At 67.1% G+C, this 14,437-nt stretch carries 16 protein-coding genes; 8 read left to right on the plus strand and 8 right to left on the minus strand.

Annotated elements, in window-relative coordinates; translation table 11 throughout:
- Positions 1 to 124: 124 nt before the first annotated feature.
- On the minus strand, positions 125 to 1,852 hold the full coding sequence (locus ACWFRF_RS17725) for a GMC oxidoreductase (RefSeq protein ID WP_378991642.1): 1,728 nt from the start codon (positions 1,850 to 1,852) through the stop codon (positions 125 to 127).
- Positions 1,853 to 1,951: 99 nt separating this feature from the next.
- Here ACWFRF_RS17725 and ACWFRF_RS17730 point away from each other — a divergent pair, with 99 nt between their 5' ends.
- The 4 genes from ACWFRF_RS17730 to ACWFRF_RS17745 all read left to right on the plus strand — a co-directional run bounded on the left by ACWFRF_RS17730 (position 1,952) and on the right by ACWFRF_RS17745 (position 5,211).
- Entirely contained in the window at positions 1,952 to 2,665 is a 714-nt protein-coding gene (locus tag ACWFRF_RS17730) for a MerR family transcriptional regulator (RefSeq protein ID WP_452451002.1), read from the plus strand.
- Positions 2,666 to 2,672: 7 nt separating this feature from the next.
- Positions 2,673 to 3,413, plus strand: a complete 741-nt coding sequence (locus tag ACWFRF_RS17735) for a TetR/AcrR family transcriptional regulator (RefSeq protein WP_452451003.1) — start codon at positions 2,673 to 2,675, stop codon at positions 3,411 to 3,413.
- A gap of 84 nt (positions 3,414 to 3,497) precedes the next feature.
- On the plus strand, positions 3,498 to 4,091 hold the full coding sequence (locus ACWFRF_RS17740) for a hypothetical protein (protein ID WP_378991646.1): 594 nt from the start codon (positions 3,498 to 3,500) through the stop codon (positions 4,089 to 4,091).
- Positions 4,092 to 4,212: 121 nt separating this feature from the next.
- Positions 4,213 to 5,211 carry an AurF N-oxygenase family protein gene (locus tag ACWFRF_RS17745; protein WP_452451005.1) on the plus strand — a complete coding sequence of 333 codons (999 nt, stop codon included), beginning with the start codon at positions 4,213 to 4,215 and terminating at the stop codon, positions 5,209 to 5,211.
- Between the two features lie 18 nt (positions 5,212 to 5,229).
- Here ACWFRF_RS17745 and ACWFRF_RS17750 read toward each other — a convergent pair whose 3' ends face one another.
- The 3 genes from ACWFRF_RS17750 to ACWFRF_RS17760 all read right to left on the minus strand — a co-directional run bounded on the left by ACWFRF_RS17750 (position 5,230) and on the right by ACWFRF_RS17760 (position 8,094).
- A complete protein-coding gene (locus ACWFRF_RS17750; protein ID WP_452451006.1) occupies positions 5,230 to 5,952 on the minus strand; it encodes a TetR/AcrR family transcriptional regulator in 723 nt (240 codons plus the stop codon).
- A gap of 38 nt (positions 5,953 to 5,990) precedes the next feature.
- Entirely contained in the window at positions 5,991 to 7,313 is a 1,323-nt protein-coding gene (locus ACWFRF_RS17755; RefSeq protein WP_452451007.1) for a family 1 glycosylhydrolase, read from the minus strand.
- Between the two features lie 235 nt (positions 7,314 to 7,548).
- Entirely contained in the window at positions 7,549 to 8,094 is a 546-nt protein-coding gene (locus tag ACWFRF_RS17760) for a nitroreductase/quinone reductase family protein (RefSeq protein ID WP_452451009.1), read from the minus strand.
- Between the two features lie 110 nt (positions 8,095 to 8,204).
- Between ACWFRF_RS17760 and ACWFRF_RS17765 the strand changes: the two genes are divergently transcribed.
- Positions 8,205 to 8,687 (plus strand): nitroreductase family deazaflavin-dependent oxidoreductase, encoded by a 483-nt coding sequence (locus ACWFRF_RS17765; RefSeq protein WP_378991654.1) that lies wholly within the window; start codon positions 8,205 to 8,207, stop codon positions 8,685 to 8,687.
- Positions 8,688 to 8,767: 80 nt separating this feature from the next.
- On the opposite strand, the gene ACWFRF_RS17770 is transcribed toward ACWFRF_RS17765, so the two are convergent.
- Positions 8,768 to 9,970: a site-specific integrase gene (locus ACWFRF_RS17770; protein ID WP_452451011.1), complete on the minus strand. Its 1,203-nt coding sequence runs from the start codon at positions 9,968 to 9,970 to the stop codon at positions 8,768 to 8,770.
- Positions 9,971 to 10,046: 76 nt separating this feature from the next.
- Positions 10,047 to 10,241: a hypothetical protein gene (locus tag ACWFRF_RS17775; RefSeq protein ID WP_379314812.1), complete on the minus strand. Its 195-nt coding sequence runs from the start codon at positions 10,239 to 10,241 to the stop codon at positions 10,047 to 10,049.
- Positions 10,242 to 10,415: 174 nt separating this feature from the next.
- On the opposite strand from ACWFRF_RS17775, the gene ACWFRF_RS17780 reads away from it, so the two are divergent.
- Complete coding sequence (locus ACWFRF_RS17780; RefSeq protein ID WP_452451013.1) at positions 10,416 to 10,967, plus strand: hypothetical protein; 552 nt, start codon at positions 10,416 to 10,418, stop codon at positions 10,965 to 10,967.
- 18 nt (positions 10,968 to 10,985) lie between these two features.
- Here ACWFRF_RS17780 and ACWFRF_RS17785 read toward each other — a convergent pair whose 3' ends face one another.
- Positions 10,986 to 11,684 carry a winged helix-turn-helix transcriptional regulator gene (locus tag ACWFRF_RS17785; RefSeq protein ID WP_452451014.1) on the minus strand — a complete coding sequence of 233 codons (699 nt, stop codon included), beginning with the start codon at positions 11,682 to 11,684 and terminating at the stop codon, positions 10,986 to 10,988.
- Between the two features lie 117 nt (positions 11,685 to 11,801).
- On the opposite strand from ACWFRF_RS17785, the gene ACWFRF_RS17790 reads away from it, so the two are divergent.
- The gene (locus ACWFRF_RS17790) at positions 11,802 to 12,923 is read left to right on the plus strand and encodes an acyl-CoA dehydrogenase family protein (protein WP_452451016.1); all 1,122 of its coding nucleotides are present in this window, start codon (positions 11,802 to 11,804) and stop codon (positions 12,921 to 12,923) included.
- 36 nt (positions 12,924 to 12,959) lie between these two features.
- Here ACWFRF_RS17790 and ACWFRF_RS17795 read toward each other — a convergent pair whose 3' ends face one another.
- Positions 12,960 to 13,400, minus strand: a complete 441-nt coding sequence (locus ACWFRF_RS17795) for a hypothetical protein (protein ID WP_378991663.1) — start codon at positions 13,398 to 13,400, stop codon at positions 12,960 to 12,962.
- A 309-nt stretch (positions 13,401 to 13,709) separates the two neighbouring features.
- Here ACWFRF_RS17795 and ACWFRF_RS17800 point away from each other — a divergent pair, with 309 nt between their 5' ends.
- A complete protein-coding gene (locus ACWFRF_RS17800; RefSeq protein ID WP_452451018.1) occupies positions 13,710 to 14,423 on the plus strand; it encodes a hypothetical protein in 714 nt (237 codons plus the stop codon).
- Positions 14,424 to 14,437: the final 14 nt, after the last annotated feature.

A 14,437-nucleotide genomic window follows, 5' to 3' on the forward strand; every position in this document is an offset into this window, starting at 1 on the left:
GTGAGCAGCGGCCGCAGCACCGCGAGATGGACGAACCGCCATCCGGCCGCCATGATCTCTCCTCACGACTCGGTGTCCAGCCCCGCGGTGGGTGACCGCGGGGCCGGGGCCGGGTTCGTTCTGATCAGCCCGCGGTCTTCTCCGAGCTGCGGATCTCGACGATCGGCAGGACCAGGGCGGCAGGTGCGCCCGCGGGCACGACCGGCTGGTTGGGGCGGACCGGGGCGATCTTGGTGTAGCCGGCGTCCTGTTCGGGGCGGGTGTCGAGTTCGCCCTTGTTCGGCCAGTAGGCGGCCGCGCGCTCGGCCTGCGCGGTGATGGTGAGCGACGGGTTCACGCCGAGGTTGGCCGACACGGCGGCTCCGTCGACGACGCTGAGCGTCGGGTAGCCGTACACGCGATGGTAGGCGTCGATCACGCCGTGCTCACGGTCGGCGCCGATCGCCGCGCCGCCGAGGAAGTGCGCGGTCATCGGCACATTGAACACATCACCCCAGGTACCACCCGCGACGCCGCCGATCTTCTCCGCGACCCGGCGGGTCACATCGTTGCCCGCCGGGATCCAGGTCGGGTTCGGTTGTCCGTGGCCCTGTTTGGAGGTCAGCTTGCGGCCACCGAACAGTCCGCGCTTGGTGTAGGTGGTGATCGAGTTGTCCAGGTGCTGCATGACGAGGGAGATGATCGTGCGCTCGCTCCAGTTCTTCACACTCATGAAGCGCAGGAATATCAGGGGATTGGACAGCACGAGGCCCAGGAACCGCAGCCATCGCGGCACCCGCCCGCCGCCGTCGACCATGAGCGTTTGCAGCATGCCCATCGAGTTCGAGCCCTTGCCGTAGCGCACCGGCTCGACGTGGGTGTCGGGGGTGGGGTGGATCGACGAGGTGATCGCGACGCCCTTGGTGAAGTCCTGGTCGGGCCCGAGCGTCTTGGTGGCGGCACCGACGATCGACTCGGAGTTCGTGCGGGTGAGCAGGCCGAGCTTGTCCGAGAGGTTCGGCAGCGCACCTTCGTCGCGCATCGCGTGCAGCAACTTCTGCGTGCCGAGCGTGCCCGCCGCGAGGACGACATGCTTGGCGGTCACGGTCTTGGGCGCCTTGCGCACCCAGGCGCCGGTGCGCTCGGTGGCCACATCCCAGGTGCCGTCGGGCAGCGGTCGCAGCGACGACACCGTGGTCATCGGAATGACCTGTGCGCCGGCCTGTTCCGCGAGATAGAGGTAGTTCTTCACCAGGGTGTTCTTGGCGCCGAACTTACAGCCGACCATGCAGTCGCCGCATTCCACGCAGCCGGTGCGCTCGGGGCCGGCACCACCGAAGTAGGGGTCGGCCTCGGTCTTGCCGGGCGTACCGAAGAACACCCCGACGGGCGTCTGCACGAACGTCTCGCCCACACCCATGTCCTCGGCGACGGCCTTGAAGATCTCGTCGGCGGGAGTCATGTGGGGATTTGTCACCACACCGAGCATCTTCTTCGCTTGCTCGTAATAAGGAGTGAGCTCGCTGCGCCAGTCGGTGATCTCGCGCCACTGCGGGTCCTGGAAGAACGGCTCCGGCGGCACGTAGAGAGTGTTGGCGTAGTTCAGCGAGCCACCGCCGACGCCGGCGCCGCCCAGGATCAGGACGTCGCGCAGCGGGTGGATGCGCTGGATGCCGTAGCAGCCGAGCTTGGGCGCCCACACGAATTTGCGCAGGTCCCAGCTGGTCTTGGGCAGTTCGTCATCGGCGAAGCGGCGACCGGCTTCGATGACGCCGACCTTGTAGCCCTTCTCCACCAGTCGCAGTGCGGTGACACTGCCACCGAAACCGGAGCCGACGATCAGAACGTCGAAATCGGTGGTGCGCTCGGGCATGGGGGAGCTCCTCGATCGGTGTCGACAGTGACGCGGGTAACGCTAATGGCGACAGCCAGAGCTGTCAACGTTGGCTCCGAGCCCACCTATGCTGGTCGGGTGGCCCGATACACCCGAGCGGAACTCGCCGACGTCAGCGGCGTGGCGTCGCGCACCATCCGCTACTACCACTCGCTCGGCGTGCTGCCGAAACCCGGCCGAGCGGGCAAGGAAGTCGTCTACACCGACGAGCACTTGGACCGGCTGCGCGACATCGTCGCCATGCAGGCACGCGGGCTGCGGCTGGACGCCATCCGTGAGGTATTCGACACCGAACCGCAGGCAGGCGACTGGCGCACGCTGTTCGATCCGCGCGCGGGACAGTCGATCGAACGCTCGTCCTACCTCGACGATGTCGAACTCGCCGCGATGCTGGGGGAGCGTGGCACCGATGTGCTCACCGAACTCGCCGCGGCGGGGTACCTGGAACGACGCGGCCACCGATGGTTCGTCGCAGACCGCACGATGCTCAAGGCCGCACTGGTCCTCTACGACGTGGGTATCGACGTCACGCTCAGCGGGGTCTTGCGGACGCTGATCCAGTCGCGCATCGCCGATCTCGCCGACGAGGTGGTCGGCACGGTGCGCGACGCCTCGGGCACCGGGTACGGCGGTGAAGGGGTGGGCGTGGACCTGAGCCGCTTCCGCGACCGATTGCTGGCGACGGCCTGGGCGGTCGGCGGCGCGACCTTGGCCGCCGAGATCGAACGCGCCGCCGCCGAGGACGACACGGCCGGACGCCGGGATCCGGCCCGCGCCGTGAGTGGGCGATGATCGGACGATGAGCTCCGACCAGCCGGGTCCGCGCGCACTGGCCCGCGCGCAGACGATCGCCGACATCAAACGCATCGGCCGCGAGCATCTGGCCACGCAGGGTGCGGCGGCGTTGTCGTTGCGCGCGGTTGCCCGCGATCTGGGCGTGGTGTCGTCGGCGGTGTACCGGTATGTCCGCAGCCGCGAAGAACTGCTGACCATGCTGGTGGTCGACGGCTACAACGCACTGGGCGACGCGGTGGACGCGGCCCTGCTCGACGCACCCGACGACCCCGCGACCCGATTCCGGGTCGTCGCGCGAGCGGTACGGGAGTGGGCGTTGGCCGAACCCGCCTGGTACGGCCTGCTCTTCGGTACCCCCGTCCCCGGCTATGCCGCACCGGCGGCCGACACGGAAGCGCCGGGCGTGCGCGTGATCGCGATTCTGCTGGGCATCGTCGACGGTGCCTACCGACTGGGTCAGCTCAACGGCCCCGTGCTCGAGCCCGCGATCTCTCCGCGGACGGCTGCCGATTTCGCGACGATCCGCGAGCAGTTCGGCCTCGCCGCCCCTGATCGGGTGATCGCGTCCGCCCTCACCGCGTGGACCACGCTCTTCGGTGCCGTGAACTTCGACGTGTTCGACATGTACGGGCGCGACACCTTCGCTGATCGGGCGGAGATCTTCGACCTGAACATCGACCAGCTTCTGCTTCTGCTGGGCTTCGTCGTGCCGCGCCCGGATCATGTGGACCGGTCGGTACGGTAGCGAATTGAAGAGTTCCCGCGGTATGTGGGGAGAGGGAATGTGTGAACGGCGACATCGGCGTCGCCAACGAAGGAGAGTGCCCGAGTGAATTCTCGCGAGGAGATCTTGCGCCGAGTCCGTGACGGGCTGCTCGACCTGCCCGAGGACGAGCGCCGGGTACCCATGCGTCGATCCGCGGGCAGGCACGCGATCGTGGATCCGACCGAGCGGGCCGAGGTGCTCGAGCGGTTCGTCGACCGATTGCGCGAGTACGGATCGCTGGTGCGCACCGTCGATGTAGCGGGCCTACCCGCCGCGGTCGCCGACGTCCTCTACGGCATGAGCGTGCAGACGGTGCTCGCCGCGGTCGAGCCGGGTCCGGCGTGGCTGGATCACTGGGCCGGCGCGCCGGGTCATCAGGTCGTGCACAGCGGTTCGGATTCGGTCGAGTCCGGTGACGCGGTGGTTCGCGATGCGGTGGCAGGCGACGCCTCGACCGGTTCGCTGGCACTCGATGTCGATGGTGGACCCGCCGTCTCGGAGTCCGTGCCCCAGGTCTGCGTCGTGCGCGCCGATCGCGTCTTCGTATCCCTGCCCGAAGCGCTGGACCATCTCGATCAACGTCGCCCACTGATCTGGCTCGGTGGTCCCGGTGATGTCGAGCTGGCTCGTCAGTTGGTGGTGCTGCTCGTCGAATAGGCGGGGAGAAAACGTTATCGCGCCAGGGTTGTGTGGGACTGACGGTCTCAGTTATTCTCGGGGAACGGTGTGACGGCGATAACAGTGCCGTGCGCGCCGGACGCGAACCGAGGAGGCACCGATGACGCTGACCGAATCGAGCCGTGGCGGACCCATCACCGAGGAGTACCGAGAGGCGCTGGCAACCCTGTCACAGGGTTCTGTCGACCGTCATTTCGATCCCTACCTCGATATCGACTGGGATTCGCCCGAGCTCGCCCTTGACCCGAACGACGTGCGGTGGGTCCTCTCGCCGGAGATCGACCCGCTCGGCGCTACGCAGTGGTACCGCGATCAACCGCTGGACCGGCGCATCGAGATCGGCAAATGGCGCACAGCCAATTCGATCAAGGTCGGCGCAGCCTTCGAGAGCATCCTGATCCGCGGCATGATGCAATATATTATGAAGCTGCCGAACGGGTCGCCCGAGTTCCGGTACTGCTTGCACGAGATGACCGAAGAGTGCAACCACATCCAGATGTTCCAGGAGCTGGTCAACCGCATCGACGTCGACGTGCCCGGCATGCGGCCGTTGTTTCGCGCGTTGTCGCCGCTGATCGGTGTGGCGGGCGGCTACGCCCACACGATCCTGTTCATCGGCATCCTCGGCGGCGAGGAACCGATCGATCACTACCAGAAGGCCGTGATCCGCGCGGGCGCGACGATGCCGCCGATGGTGTTGCGCACCATGGAGATCCATATCGCCGAGGAAGCGCGTCACATCTCCTTCGCCGGTGACTTCCTCACCGCGCACATCGGGCGGATGGGCAAGTTCAATCGCGGCGTCTGCTCGGTGGCCTTCCCGATTGCGATGCGCTGGCTGGCCAACGAGATCATGGCGCCGCCGCGGTCGTTCGAGAGCGAGTTCGACATTCCGCGCGAGGTCATCGAGCAGGCGTTCTGGAAGTCGGAGCATTCCCAGCAGATCCTGTCGGGCTACTTCGGCGACATGCGCAAACTGGCCAACGACCTTGGTCTGATGAACCCGACCGCCAAGTGGCTGTGGCGCAAGTTCGGTATCGACGGGCCGGCGTCGCGCTACCGCAGCGAGCCCGAACGCAGCGCGCGGCGCGCCGCCTGAGCGGATCCCGGCGGCGATTCAGTTGCCGGCGACGAGCTGGGTGATGATCTCGGTGAGTTGCTGATCGGGATCGAGGTTCAGGCCGTGGCGGCGGGCGACGCCGTCGACCACGTGCCAGGCGTAGGAGGCGACTTCCTCGATGAGCTGATCCCTGGTGAGCGCGGGCTCGGGGTCGTTGGCCCAGCGGGTGACGGTGGCCTCGGTCATCGACACGATGGCGAAGGTCATCGTGTCGGCCGAGGCTTCGTCGGTCACGCCCACGACACCGGCCAGGCCGGTGACGAGCGCCCTGGTCGAACCCGCGAGGGTGTCGATCAGCGCGCTCATCGCGTCGATATCGGGATCGGCCTCCGATGGTCCTGTCCGCAGGAACTCGTGTAGCCGGGGATGGTCCTGGATCCAATCGACGACGCCGCCGATCGTGCGAACCAGGATTTCGTGGATCGATCCCTCGGCGATGTCGAGGGCATCCTCGATGTCGGCGACGAAACGGTCGGCGATCTCGCTCCTGATCCGGCGATCCAGCTCGTCGCGACCGGCGAACTGCCGGTAGACCACCGATTTCGCGAGCCCCGCGTGCTCGGCGATCTGGATGATCGGCACCTCGACGCCGGCGGGCGCCTGTTCGATCAGCTCGACCGCGGCCAGCACGATCCGCTCCCGGCGGCTGTCGTTGTGCGGCTGCCATCGGGCTTGCCTGCCGCTCACGGCGCTGGAGGGGCGTGACGCTGTGCTCGACACCCGCCCGAGTGTAGAGCAAACGTTGACGCTTCAAACCCCTACCGGGGGACCGACACCGGATCGGTGCAACTGTCGAGTCCGTCGACGAGCGAGCACGCAGCGACGGGGCGCGTCGGCCGGTAGTCGGGGCCGACGCCTCCCGCCGTGGTGATCGCCCGGTAGGCCGCGACCGCGTCGGTCGGTGTGCGGGTCAGCGTCGGGTCGGTGAGCACGTCGACGGTGTAAAGGCCGAAACGTGGTGTGTAGGAGCCCCATTCGTAGTTGTCGGTCAGGCTCCAGTAGTTGTAGCCCATCACCGGGATGCCGTCGGCGGCGGCGCGCTGCAGCCAGTAGACGGTGTCGCGGAGCGAATCCGCGCGGGTGTAGCCGTCGGCGCGCGGGCGGCCGTTCTCGGTGGGGATGCCGTTTTCGACGATGTAGAGCGGGCGGCCGGGGAACTTCCGCGCGTAGTGGTCGAGCGCGTAGTAGATGCCTTCGGGTTGCAGCGGAATCGTCCAGAGGCGGTCAGGATCGGGGACTTGCAGCTGTGCGGGGGAGAAACCGTAGTAGTAGTCGATGCCGATGTAGTCCAGGCGGGCGGAGATCCGGTCGAGCAGGGGTCCGCTGACCGCGTCGTCGACGCTGGGGATGTAGGCGACGTTGCTGGTCACCTGAGCGCCGGGGTGTACGGCGTGGATGTAGTCGTAGATGCTGTTGTGGGCCTGGGTGATTCGTTCACCCATCGTCAGTACGTCGGCCGCGCCGATGCCGCCGTGCCGCAGATCGTTGACCAGATAGAACGTGGGCTCGTTGAACGTCACCCACAACGGGTCGGTGCCGGCGTACCGGTCGACGACGCGGCGGGCGTTGGACAGCCAGTTCGCCACGATCTCCGGATCGCGCCAGCCGCCGCGGTCGGCTGCCCAGCCCGGGTACACCCAGTGGTCGAGGGTCAGCATCGGCCGCATTCCGGCCTCGGTGACGGCCGCGATGACATCGTCGTAGAACGCGAGCGCCGCGTCGTCCCAGATTCCGGGTTGCGGTTGAACCCGGGCCCACTCGATGCCGATGCGGTATACCCGCACACCGAGTTTCGCGGCAAGGGCGATGTCGGAGCGGTATCGAGCGCGGAAGTCGACCGAGTTCAGGTAGGGGTCGGCCGTGCTCCCCGATTCGACATAGCGGCGCCAATTGCTGTCCGGCGCATCACCTTCGGCCTGAAAGCCGGAAGCTGCCACGCCCCACAGGAATTCGGGTCCGAGGGGCGCCAGGTGAGCCGGTGCGGGTGGTCGGGCGAGAGCGGGGGAGGGGCCGGTTGTGAGCAGGGCCGAAGCGGCCACAGCGAACGTAGCGAGGATGCGTCGACCACTGGGGGAGGGCATGGCACTCCTGGCGGGCTAGGGGAGGGGAGTGAGATCAGTGTGCGACATCGAGGGGAACGGTGCGGGGAATTAAGGCGGAGCGGCGAGGCTGGAACGTCACCATAATCACATGTGGTTACGTAGATATGCGCATCTACTTAGGTGTCACCTCATCATGACCCCAAACATCGCTCAATCCACGACATGTTCTAACGAAAAGATAAACTCACCAGCACAGACAGGGGAGGGGCTTCCGTTAGACCGCGAGGTCGACGGCTACCGCACGGCCGGTGTCGAACCAGTACTCGTGCAGTCGCCGGATCTTTGCCCGTGAGGGCATACCGCGCAGGTGAAGCGTGCATTCGCCGAAGTCGACCAGCACGACGGTGTCGCACAGCAGAGCGCGCGCGGTGGCGAGTTCGGCCGGGTCGGTGATCTCCCTGGCAATTCCGCTGTGGGTGCCGTCGGGCAGCTTCACTGTGACGTGCGGATCGGCGCGGACGTTGAGCAGCCAGGAATTGACCGCGCCGGGCTGCTCAACCGTCACGTGCGGCGGCATCAACTGGACCAGGTACGCGCGATCGCCGTCGCGCAGGATCCGGACGCACTTCGGGCGCGGAAGACCGGTCTTGCGCCCCGTGGTGGTCAGAATCCCGTACCCACGCGGTGTGCGGCGGCGGAAGAACGGCAGCATGCCCGCGCTGAGCAGCTTGCCGTCGCGAGGGCCGCGAACGAGCCGCCCGTGTTTGCCGATTTCGGCCTGCGCCGCGATGCGCCGGGCTTCGTTTCGGGCCTCGTCCATGCCCCTATGGTCCGCCTGCGGCGATCGGTCGTCCAGCACACCGAGTGAGTTGGCTCTCAGCACACCGTCGTGAGTGGGCGAACCGGGTTCGCTCGAGCCAGGATTCGGGGATGGTTTGGAATCCCTTGCCGGGCTTTGCGCGCGTGTTCGCGTCGCAGCCCTGGGTGATGCGTGGCGCCGGCGTTGTTCTGCCGACCGAGCGGCTGTTGCGCAGGCTCAGCGGCGGTCGGTGGGGTGTGCTCGATCTGGCCGGGCTCCCGTCGATCGAGATCACGGTGGTCGGGCGCAAGTCGGGACAGCCGCGCACCACCTCGCTGCTGTGTGTGCCCGACGGCGACGGCTTCTATCTGGTTGGCTCGAACTGGGGCAAGCCGGAGCATCCGGCCTGGTCGGCGAACCTGCGCGCGGCCCGCACGGCATCGGCGCGCTTCGACGGCAGCTCCGCGTTCCCGGTGTCGGTCACCGAGATCGCCGGTGTCGAGCGTAAGCGGGTGTGGGACCAGGCCGTGGAATTCTGGCCGGGCTACGAGATGGAGTTCCAGCGCTCGGGAGGTCGCGAGTTCCGCATCTTCCGACTCGACCGGATCGTCTGATCAGAGGGCATTGTCGGTGGCTCGCGAGCTTCGATCGCGTTGTGCGGCGCTGACGGCCGATTGCCGCCGCACGGGCTGGTTCAGAGGCCGAGTTTGGTGACGGCGTTGTCTTCGAGCGGATTCGCGGTGCGGATGTAGCCGTGGACGGTGCGGGGGTTGGCCCAGCGTCCCTGGCGCATGATCTCGCGGTCGCTGGCGCCGCCGAGGGCGGCCTGGGTGGCGAAGCCCGCGCGCAGGGAATGCCCGGAGAACAGGTCGGGGTCGAGGCCCGCGCGAGCCGCGTAGCGCTTGACCAGTTCGGCCACGGCCCGGCCGGACAGCGCGGTGTCGCCGATCGAGCCGTGCCGGTTGATGGTGGGGAACAGCGCGCGGTCGGTGTCGGTGCTGAGCCGGGTGCCGGTGAAGCCGTGGCAGCGATGGATCGCGGTGTCGGCGGCGAGGTTGTTCGCCGTCCAGGATCGTGTGCCCTCGTCGCCGGTGTCGGCGTGGACTTCCAGCAGGCGGACCCAGTCGGCGAACGCGCAGATCGGGCAGGTGCGTGGGTGTTTGCCGCGGGGTAGAGCGATGCGCTGTTCGGCGATGCCGGTCGGGTCGGTCTTGGTTGTCGGCAGGTGCACGACGAGCAGCGGTTCGCCGGTGGTGTGGTCGGTGCGTACGTGTACGTCGCTGATGCGCAGGCCCGCGAGTTCGCTGCGCCGCAGTGCGCCGGCGAAGCCGACCAGCAACGCCAGACCGTCTCGCCGGCGCGCGGGTTCAGTGGGCCAGGCGGGTGCGGGGAGTTCGGCGAGAAGTTGGTCGAGGGTGTGCAGCAGGACCGGGCGTTTCCGGGTCGGCGGGGTGCGGCGGGTGCGGCGGATGCCGCGCAGGGTGAGTCGCACGACGTCGGAGCGGGTCGGTGAGGGGAGTCCGTTGGCGGCGTGGACTGCGGCGATGGCGGCGGACTTGCGATCCAGGGTGGCCGGGCTGAACGCCCATGTGCCGTTTTCGCGTCGGGCGTCGGCGGAGGCGGCCAGGTAGACGGCTACGTCGAGTGGGTCGGCGGGCAGGGCCTGTCGGTGTTCGGCCGCGCACCAGCCTGCCCAGGCGATCCAGTCGGTTCGGTAGGCGCGCAGAGTGTTCGCCGATTGGGACGCTTCGAGGTAGCGGCGCAGTGCGCCTGCCTGGGTGTCGTCGAAGCGTTCGCGGACCAGGCGCAGGGCTGCGGTGTCGACGAGGACGCTGCGCACTCCGCGGCGTAGTTCGGTGCGGACCTGCTCGGGAAGCACCACCGATGCGTCGCTCAAGCTCGCCACTCCTCCGCGTGAATCGCCTCTGCCGCCGATGATTGCCGGTGTCGCAGCTTATGTCATCGGCGTGCGGTCACGGCATCTCTTCGAGTTCGGCGAGCTGGGTGTGGATGTAGGCCGCGAGGCGGTGGCGGGCCGCGCCGGTGAGGAAGCTGGTATCGCCCAGGCGCGGGAAGTGGTCGTCGACCTCGCGATCAGGCGCCGAGGCAGTCTCGGGAGCTTCGCTGACCAGTTCGAGACGGGCCGGATGCTGTTGGGGCAGAGGCACATTCGGTTCGTACGGCTCTGAGGTTACTGCTCCGGTACGCACCATGGTCGAATCCTAACGTTTTGATTACGGCGGCTGCCAACATGACGTGGCAAGTAGTGATTACCGCCACGTTTTGTTCCATATAGTTCATGGCACCCGGTCGGAGCCTGCGCCAGCCGACATCATGGACCGATGCAGGTGGTCATCGCCGACACGGAAATCCGGTTCGTCGACTACCCTTTCGCGGACGCGTCGGTGTATCCCTACGGCGTGATCGCGGTATCCGCGATCAGCGAAGCCGATCCGGGCGCGATACGCCCATACCTGCGTACCGTCACCGGTGAGACGCTGTTCGTGCACGCTGAGCATCGTCCCGGGCTGGACGAGTTCTGCCGACGCAACGCGATCGCGATCCATCGACGTCTCGATATCTGGGCTGATCTGCTCGAGCCGTTCCTCGACACCTGGTTCGATGCCGAGGACCAGCGGGCGACCGAAGCACGGTTGCACGGGGTGGGACTGGAGTCGAAGGAGATCGCCGAGATCCGTGGGCGCGTCGAACGGGCGATGATGTCCTACAACTTCGACAGCATGCTGTGGGAGTGGGTGTATCTGGGTTTGTACGATCTGTTGTCAGCGGCGAACGGCGTCCTCGTGCGGCCTGAATCGCAGGCGACGCTGGGAGATCCGGTAGAGCTGTACCGCTGGGCGATGAGCATCGCCGGGCGAGCCGGATCCACCTGAACGGCAAGACCTTTCGGCTCATGAGGCGCGTGCTTGCGGATCGGGGCGCGCAGTTGCCGCGACATATCCGGCCACCGGACTCAACCGCAACACCGCGGGCATGCGGCGGGTCAGCGCGGGCGGGCCGGTGAAGGTGATCCGCCCGGTGCGTTGCGCGTGGGTGAGCGGCATGCGCCCCAACCACACTTCGTAGAGCCCAGCGACATCCGCGCTGATCGTGACGTCGACGGGATAGCCCGGATCGGTCTCACACACCGAGGGCACCGCGCCTTCGACCACGATCCAGAAGCGACGAACGTCGTCGGTGAACCGGACGTGCAGCACCTGCCGTCGGCCTGGCAGCATGGAGGTGTCGACGCGGGTGTGCATCCACCACACGAGCAGGGCGGCGTCGAGTTCTTCCTCCTGTGGCGCGCCGAAGGTCCAGCGTGCGCCCCATTCGCCGAGGCCGAACAGAATGGGCTCGAGCTGGCCGCCGGCTTCGGTGAGCAGGTGTTCGGTGCCGAGTTTCTCGATGAGTCCGGCCCGTTCGAACTGGCGCAGGCGTTTGGCGAGCAGGCTGCGCGACAGCCCCGGCAGCCCGCGGGCGAGGTCGTTGAAGCGGGTGGTGCCGAGGAACAGGTCGCGCAGGATGAGCAACGACCAGCGTTCGCCGAGCACGTCGAGAGCACGCGAGATCGGACAGTACTGGCCATAGCCTGCGGTCGTGATTGTCATGGGCACCTCAGCGGTCGGCAATTGCTCCTCCGTCACACCGACGGGGTCCACTTTCTGGACCGGGAGAGTCCACTTTCTGGACTATCTGGTTATCGCGGCGCTTTCTAACTTCGAAACATGACTTCCACAATTTCTGACACCACGTCCAGCACCGACCGGGTATCGGTGGCCCGCGAGATCGGTGAAACCTTGCGTCTCGAGGTCCCTGAGCGGGACCGCACCGGCGAAATCTCTGTCGCCGCGTTCGATCGATTGCGAGCGAGCGGACTGTCCGCGGCGCTCGTGCCGGTCGAGTTCGGCGGTGGGGGCGCCTCTCATCGGGAGATGGGGGAGATCCTGCGCGAACTCGGCAGGCACGATCCGTCGACGGCGGTCGCGTTCGCGATGCACTCACACCTGGTGGCCGCGCAGGTGTGGCGGCACAACCATGGGGTGGACGCTTCGGCGGTGTTCGCGAAGGTGGCCGGCGGTGCGATTCTGGTCAGTACGGGCGCCTCGGATTGGGTCGATTCCAACGGGCAGGCGGTGCGCGTCGAGGGTGGGTATCGGGTGAGTGCGCGTAAGGCGCCCGCGAGTGGGTGTGAGGTGGGTGATGTGCTCGTCACCAGTGTCCGCTGCGACGGTGAGGTGCTGCATTTCGCGATCCCGTTGGCCGCCGCGGGCGTGAGCATCGACAAGACCTGGGATTCGTTCGGTTTGCGGGCGAGTGGGTCGCACACGGTCGTGCTCGACGAGGTGTTCGTGCCCGATGCCGCGATCTCGATGACTCGCCCGGCGGGTCCGTGGCCGCCGGTGCTGAATGTGGTGATCGGTGCGGCGCTTCCGCTGGTGCTGGCCGCCTATCTCGGTGTCGCGGACGCTGCTGTCGAGCTCACCGCGCGTCTGCTGGAAGGCCGTTCCGGCGCCCACACGGTCCAGTCGGCGGGTGAGATGCTCAACGCCTACACCACCGCCGAGGACCTCGTCGCCGCCATGTTCACCGCCTCGGAGAACCTGAGCTTCCCCAACACCGATGCCTACGCCGCCCGCACCCTCAGCCGCAAGACCGTCGCGGCCGACGCGCTCATCACCACCGTCCGCCTGGCGATCGAAACCACCGGCGGCGCAGGCTATTCCCGCGCCTGCGACCTCGAACGCCTCTACCGTGACATCCACGGCTGCCAATTCCACCCACTGCCTCGCGCGAAGCAGACCCGCTTCAGCGGCCGAGTTCTGCTGGGGCACAGTCCACTCGGCTGAGCGGCGAGGGGTCATCCACACCGGGTGACCCCTTGTCTACTGGTACAGGTGTGCGGTGACGGTCGGGTCGTTGGCCAAGACGAAGTCGACGACGTCCCAGAACTCCGGGAGGCGGGGGTGGACCAAGCCGTCCGCGCGCGAGAGCACCACTCCGTGGACGTCGTCGGCGGATCCGTCCAAGCAGGCCTGGACCAGGGTCGCCGCCGGGTACGGGTTGCTCTGGACCGGGCCGACGCGACAACCGAAAGTCACATGATCGTCTGCGGATTCGGTATCCCAGGTTCCCAGGATGACGTCGATCCAGGTGTCATGGGCCTGGTCGGTGTGGTGGTAGCTGTTGGCGAAGTACGCCGCGTAGGCGATTCCGTCGCGGGTGACCATGTTCCAGGTGCGCTCGATCGGCTCTTCGCAGCAGGGACATTCGTACCGGGCGAACTGTCGCTCATCCAGATCCGCTGCGAGCTCGGTCGGATTCATGTCAGACCGCAGATCACCACGACCGGACGCCACACCAGCATCCGGACCTCGAGTGTGCCGGCGAATTCCGTCGCCCTGACCCTCAATCGATCTTGATTCACCGCCACATGATCCGCTACGGCGGTGAAAATCTCCTACTCGAGCGAACTTCCACGTGGTTCAATCACCGGGTGATGATGTTCGCGCAACAGTGGTGGCCGCTGACCTAGCGGCTGACCGAGTTGTGCGCGGCCGCCCCGAGGGTGGCCAGATCTGTCGTGACGACATCTGTTCCGGCCCCACGGGCGGTCCTGGAACGGAAGGACGACCATGATCGACAACGACGCGTCTACGGGGACCGGAGGGTTCGGCGAGATCCTCGTCAGCTCGCGCTCCCTGCACGAGTACCGGGCGATGTTCGCGCTCACCGACGACGATCTCGGGCGCCGAATTCTGGACTGCCCGGGTGGGGCGGCCGGCTTCGCCGCCGAGGTCAGTCGACGCGGCGGTGATGTCACCGCCTGCGATGTAGCCTATTTCGACGATGGTCTCGACCGAGTGGCCGCCACCGCGGTCGCCGAAGCCGACCGCGGCAACAGATACGTCCGCGAGCACGCCGACGCCTACCGCTGGACCTTCTTCGCCGACCCCGACGAACACCACCGCGCCCGCCGCGAGTCGGCACAACACTTCGCCACCCACACCCGCACCTCCCCCCACCACTACATCCCGGGCCGCCTGCCCACACTCCCGTTCGCCGACAACACCTTCGACCTGGCCCTGAGCTCCCATCTGCTCTTCAGCTACGCCGACGACCTCGACTACACCTTCCATCACCAATCCATCATGGAACTCGCACGCGTCGCCACCACCGAGATCCGGCTGTTTCCCCTGACTCCCATCGGTTCGTCGGAGCGCTACCCGCAGCTCGAGAAGTTGCTCGCCGATCTTGCCGAATCAGGTATCAGCAGCCGAATCGCGGAGGTCGACTACGAATTTCAGGCGGGTGCCAACGAGATGCTGGTCTGCCAGGTGCCGAGGTAGTCGGCGGGCTCATG

The sequence above is a fragment of the Nocardia sp. NPDC055165 genome (assembly GCF_053606985.1).

Excerpts from the sequence above, each read along its gene's own strand:
- ACWFRF_RS17785 (WP_452451014.1), bottom strand. The coding sequence starts at position 11,684 with ATGACAATCACGACCGCAGGCTATGGCCAGTACTGTCCGATCTCGCGT.
- ACWFRF_RS17790 (WP_452451016.1), top strand. The coding sequence starts at position 11,802 with ATGACTTCCACAATTTCTGACACCACGTCCAGCACCGACCGGGTATCG.
- ACWFRF_RS17765 (WP_378991654.1), top strand. The coding sequence starts at position 8,205 with ATGGTTTGGAATCCCTTGCCGGGCTTTGCGCGCGTGTTCGCGTCGCAG.
- ACWFRF_RS17735 (WP_452451003.1), top strand. The coding sequence starts at position 2,673 with ATGAGCTCCGACCAGCCGGGTCCGCGCGCACTGGCCCGCGCGCAGACG.
- ACWFRF_RS17795 (WP_378991663.1), bottom strand. The coding sequence starts at position 13,400 with ATGAATCCGACCGAGCTCGCAGCGGATCTGGATGAGCGACAGTTCGCC.
- ACWFRF_RS17760 (WP_452451009.1), bottom strand. The coding sequence starts at position 8,094 with ATGGACGAGGCCCGAAACGAAGCCCGGCGCATCGCGGCGCAGGCCGAA.
- ACWFRF_RS17745 (WP_452451005.1), top strand. The coding sequence starts at position 4,213 with ATGACGCTGACCGAATCGAGCCGTGGCGGACCCATCACCGAGGAGTAC.
- ACWFRF_RS17755 (WP_452451007.1), bottom strand. The coding sequence starts at position 7,313 with ATGCCCTCCCCCAGTGGTCGACGCATCCTCGCTACGTTCGCTGTGGCC.
- ACWFRF_RS17800 (WP_452451018.1), top strand. The coding sequence starts at position 13,710 with ATGATCGACAACGACGCGTCTACGGGGACCGGAGGGTTCGGCGAGATC.
- ACWFRF_RS17725 (WP_378991642.1), bottom strand. The coding sequence starts at position 1,852 with ATGCCCGAGCGCACCACCGATTTCGACGTTCTGATCGTCGGCTCCGGT.
- ACWFRF_RS17780 (WP_452451013.1), top strand. The coding sequence starts at position 10,416 with ATGCAGGTGGTCATCGCCGACACGGAAATCCGGTTCGTCGACTACCCT.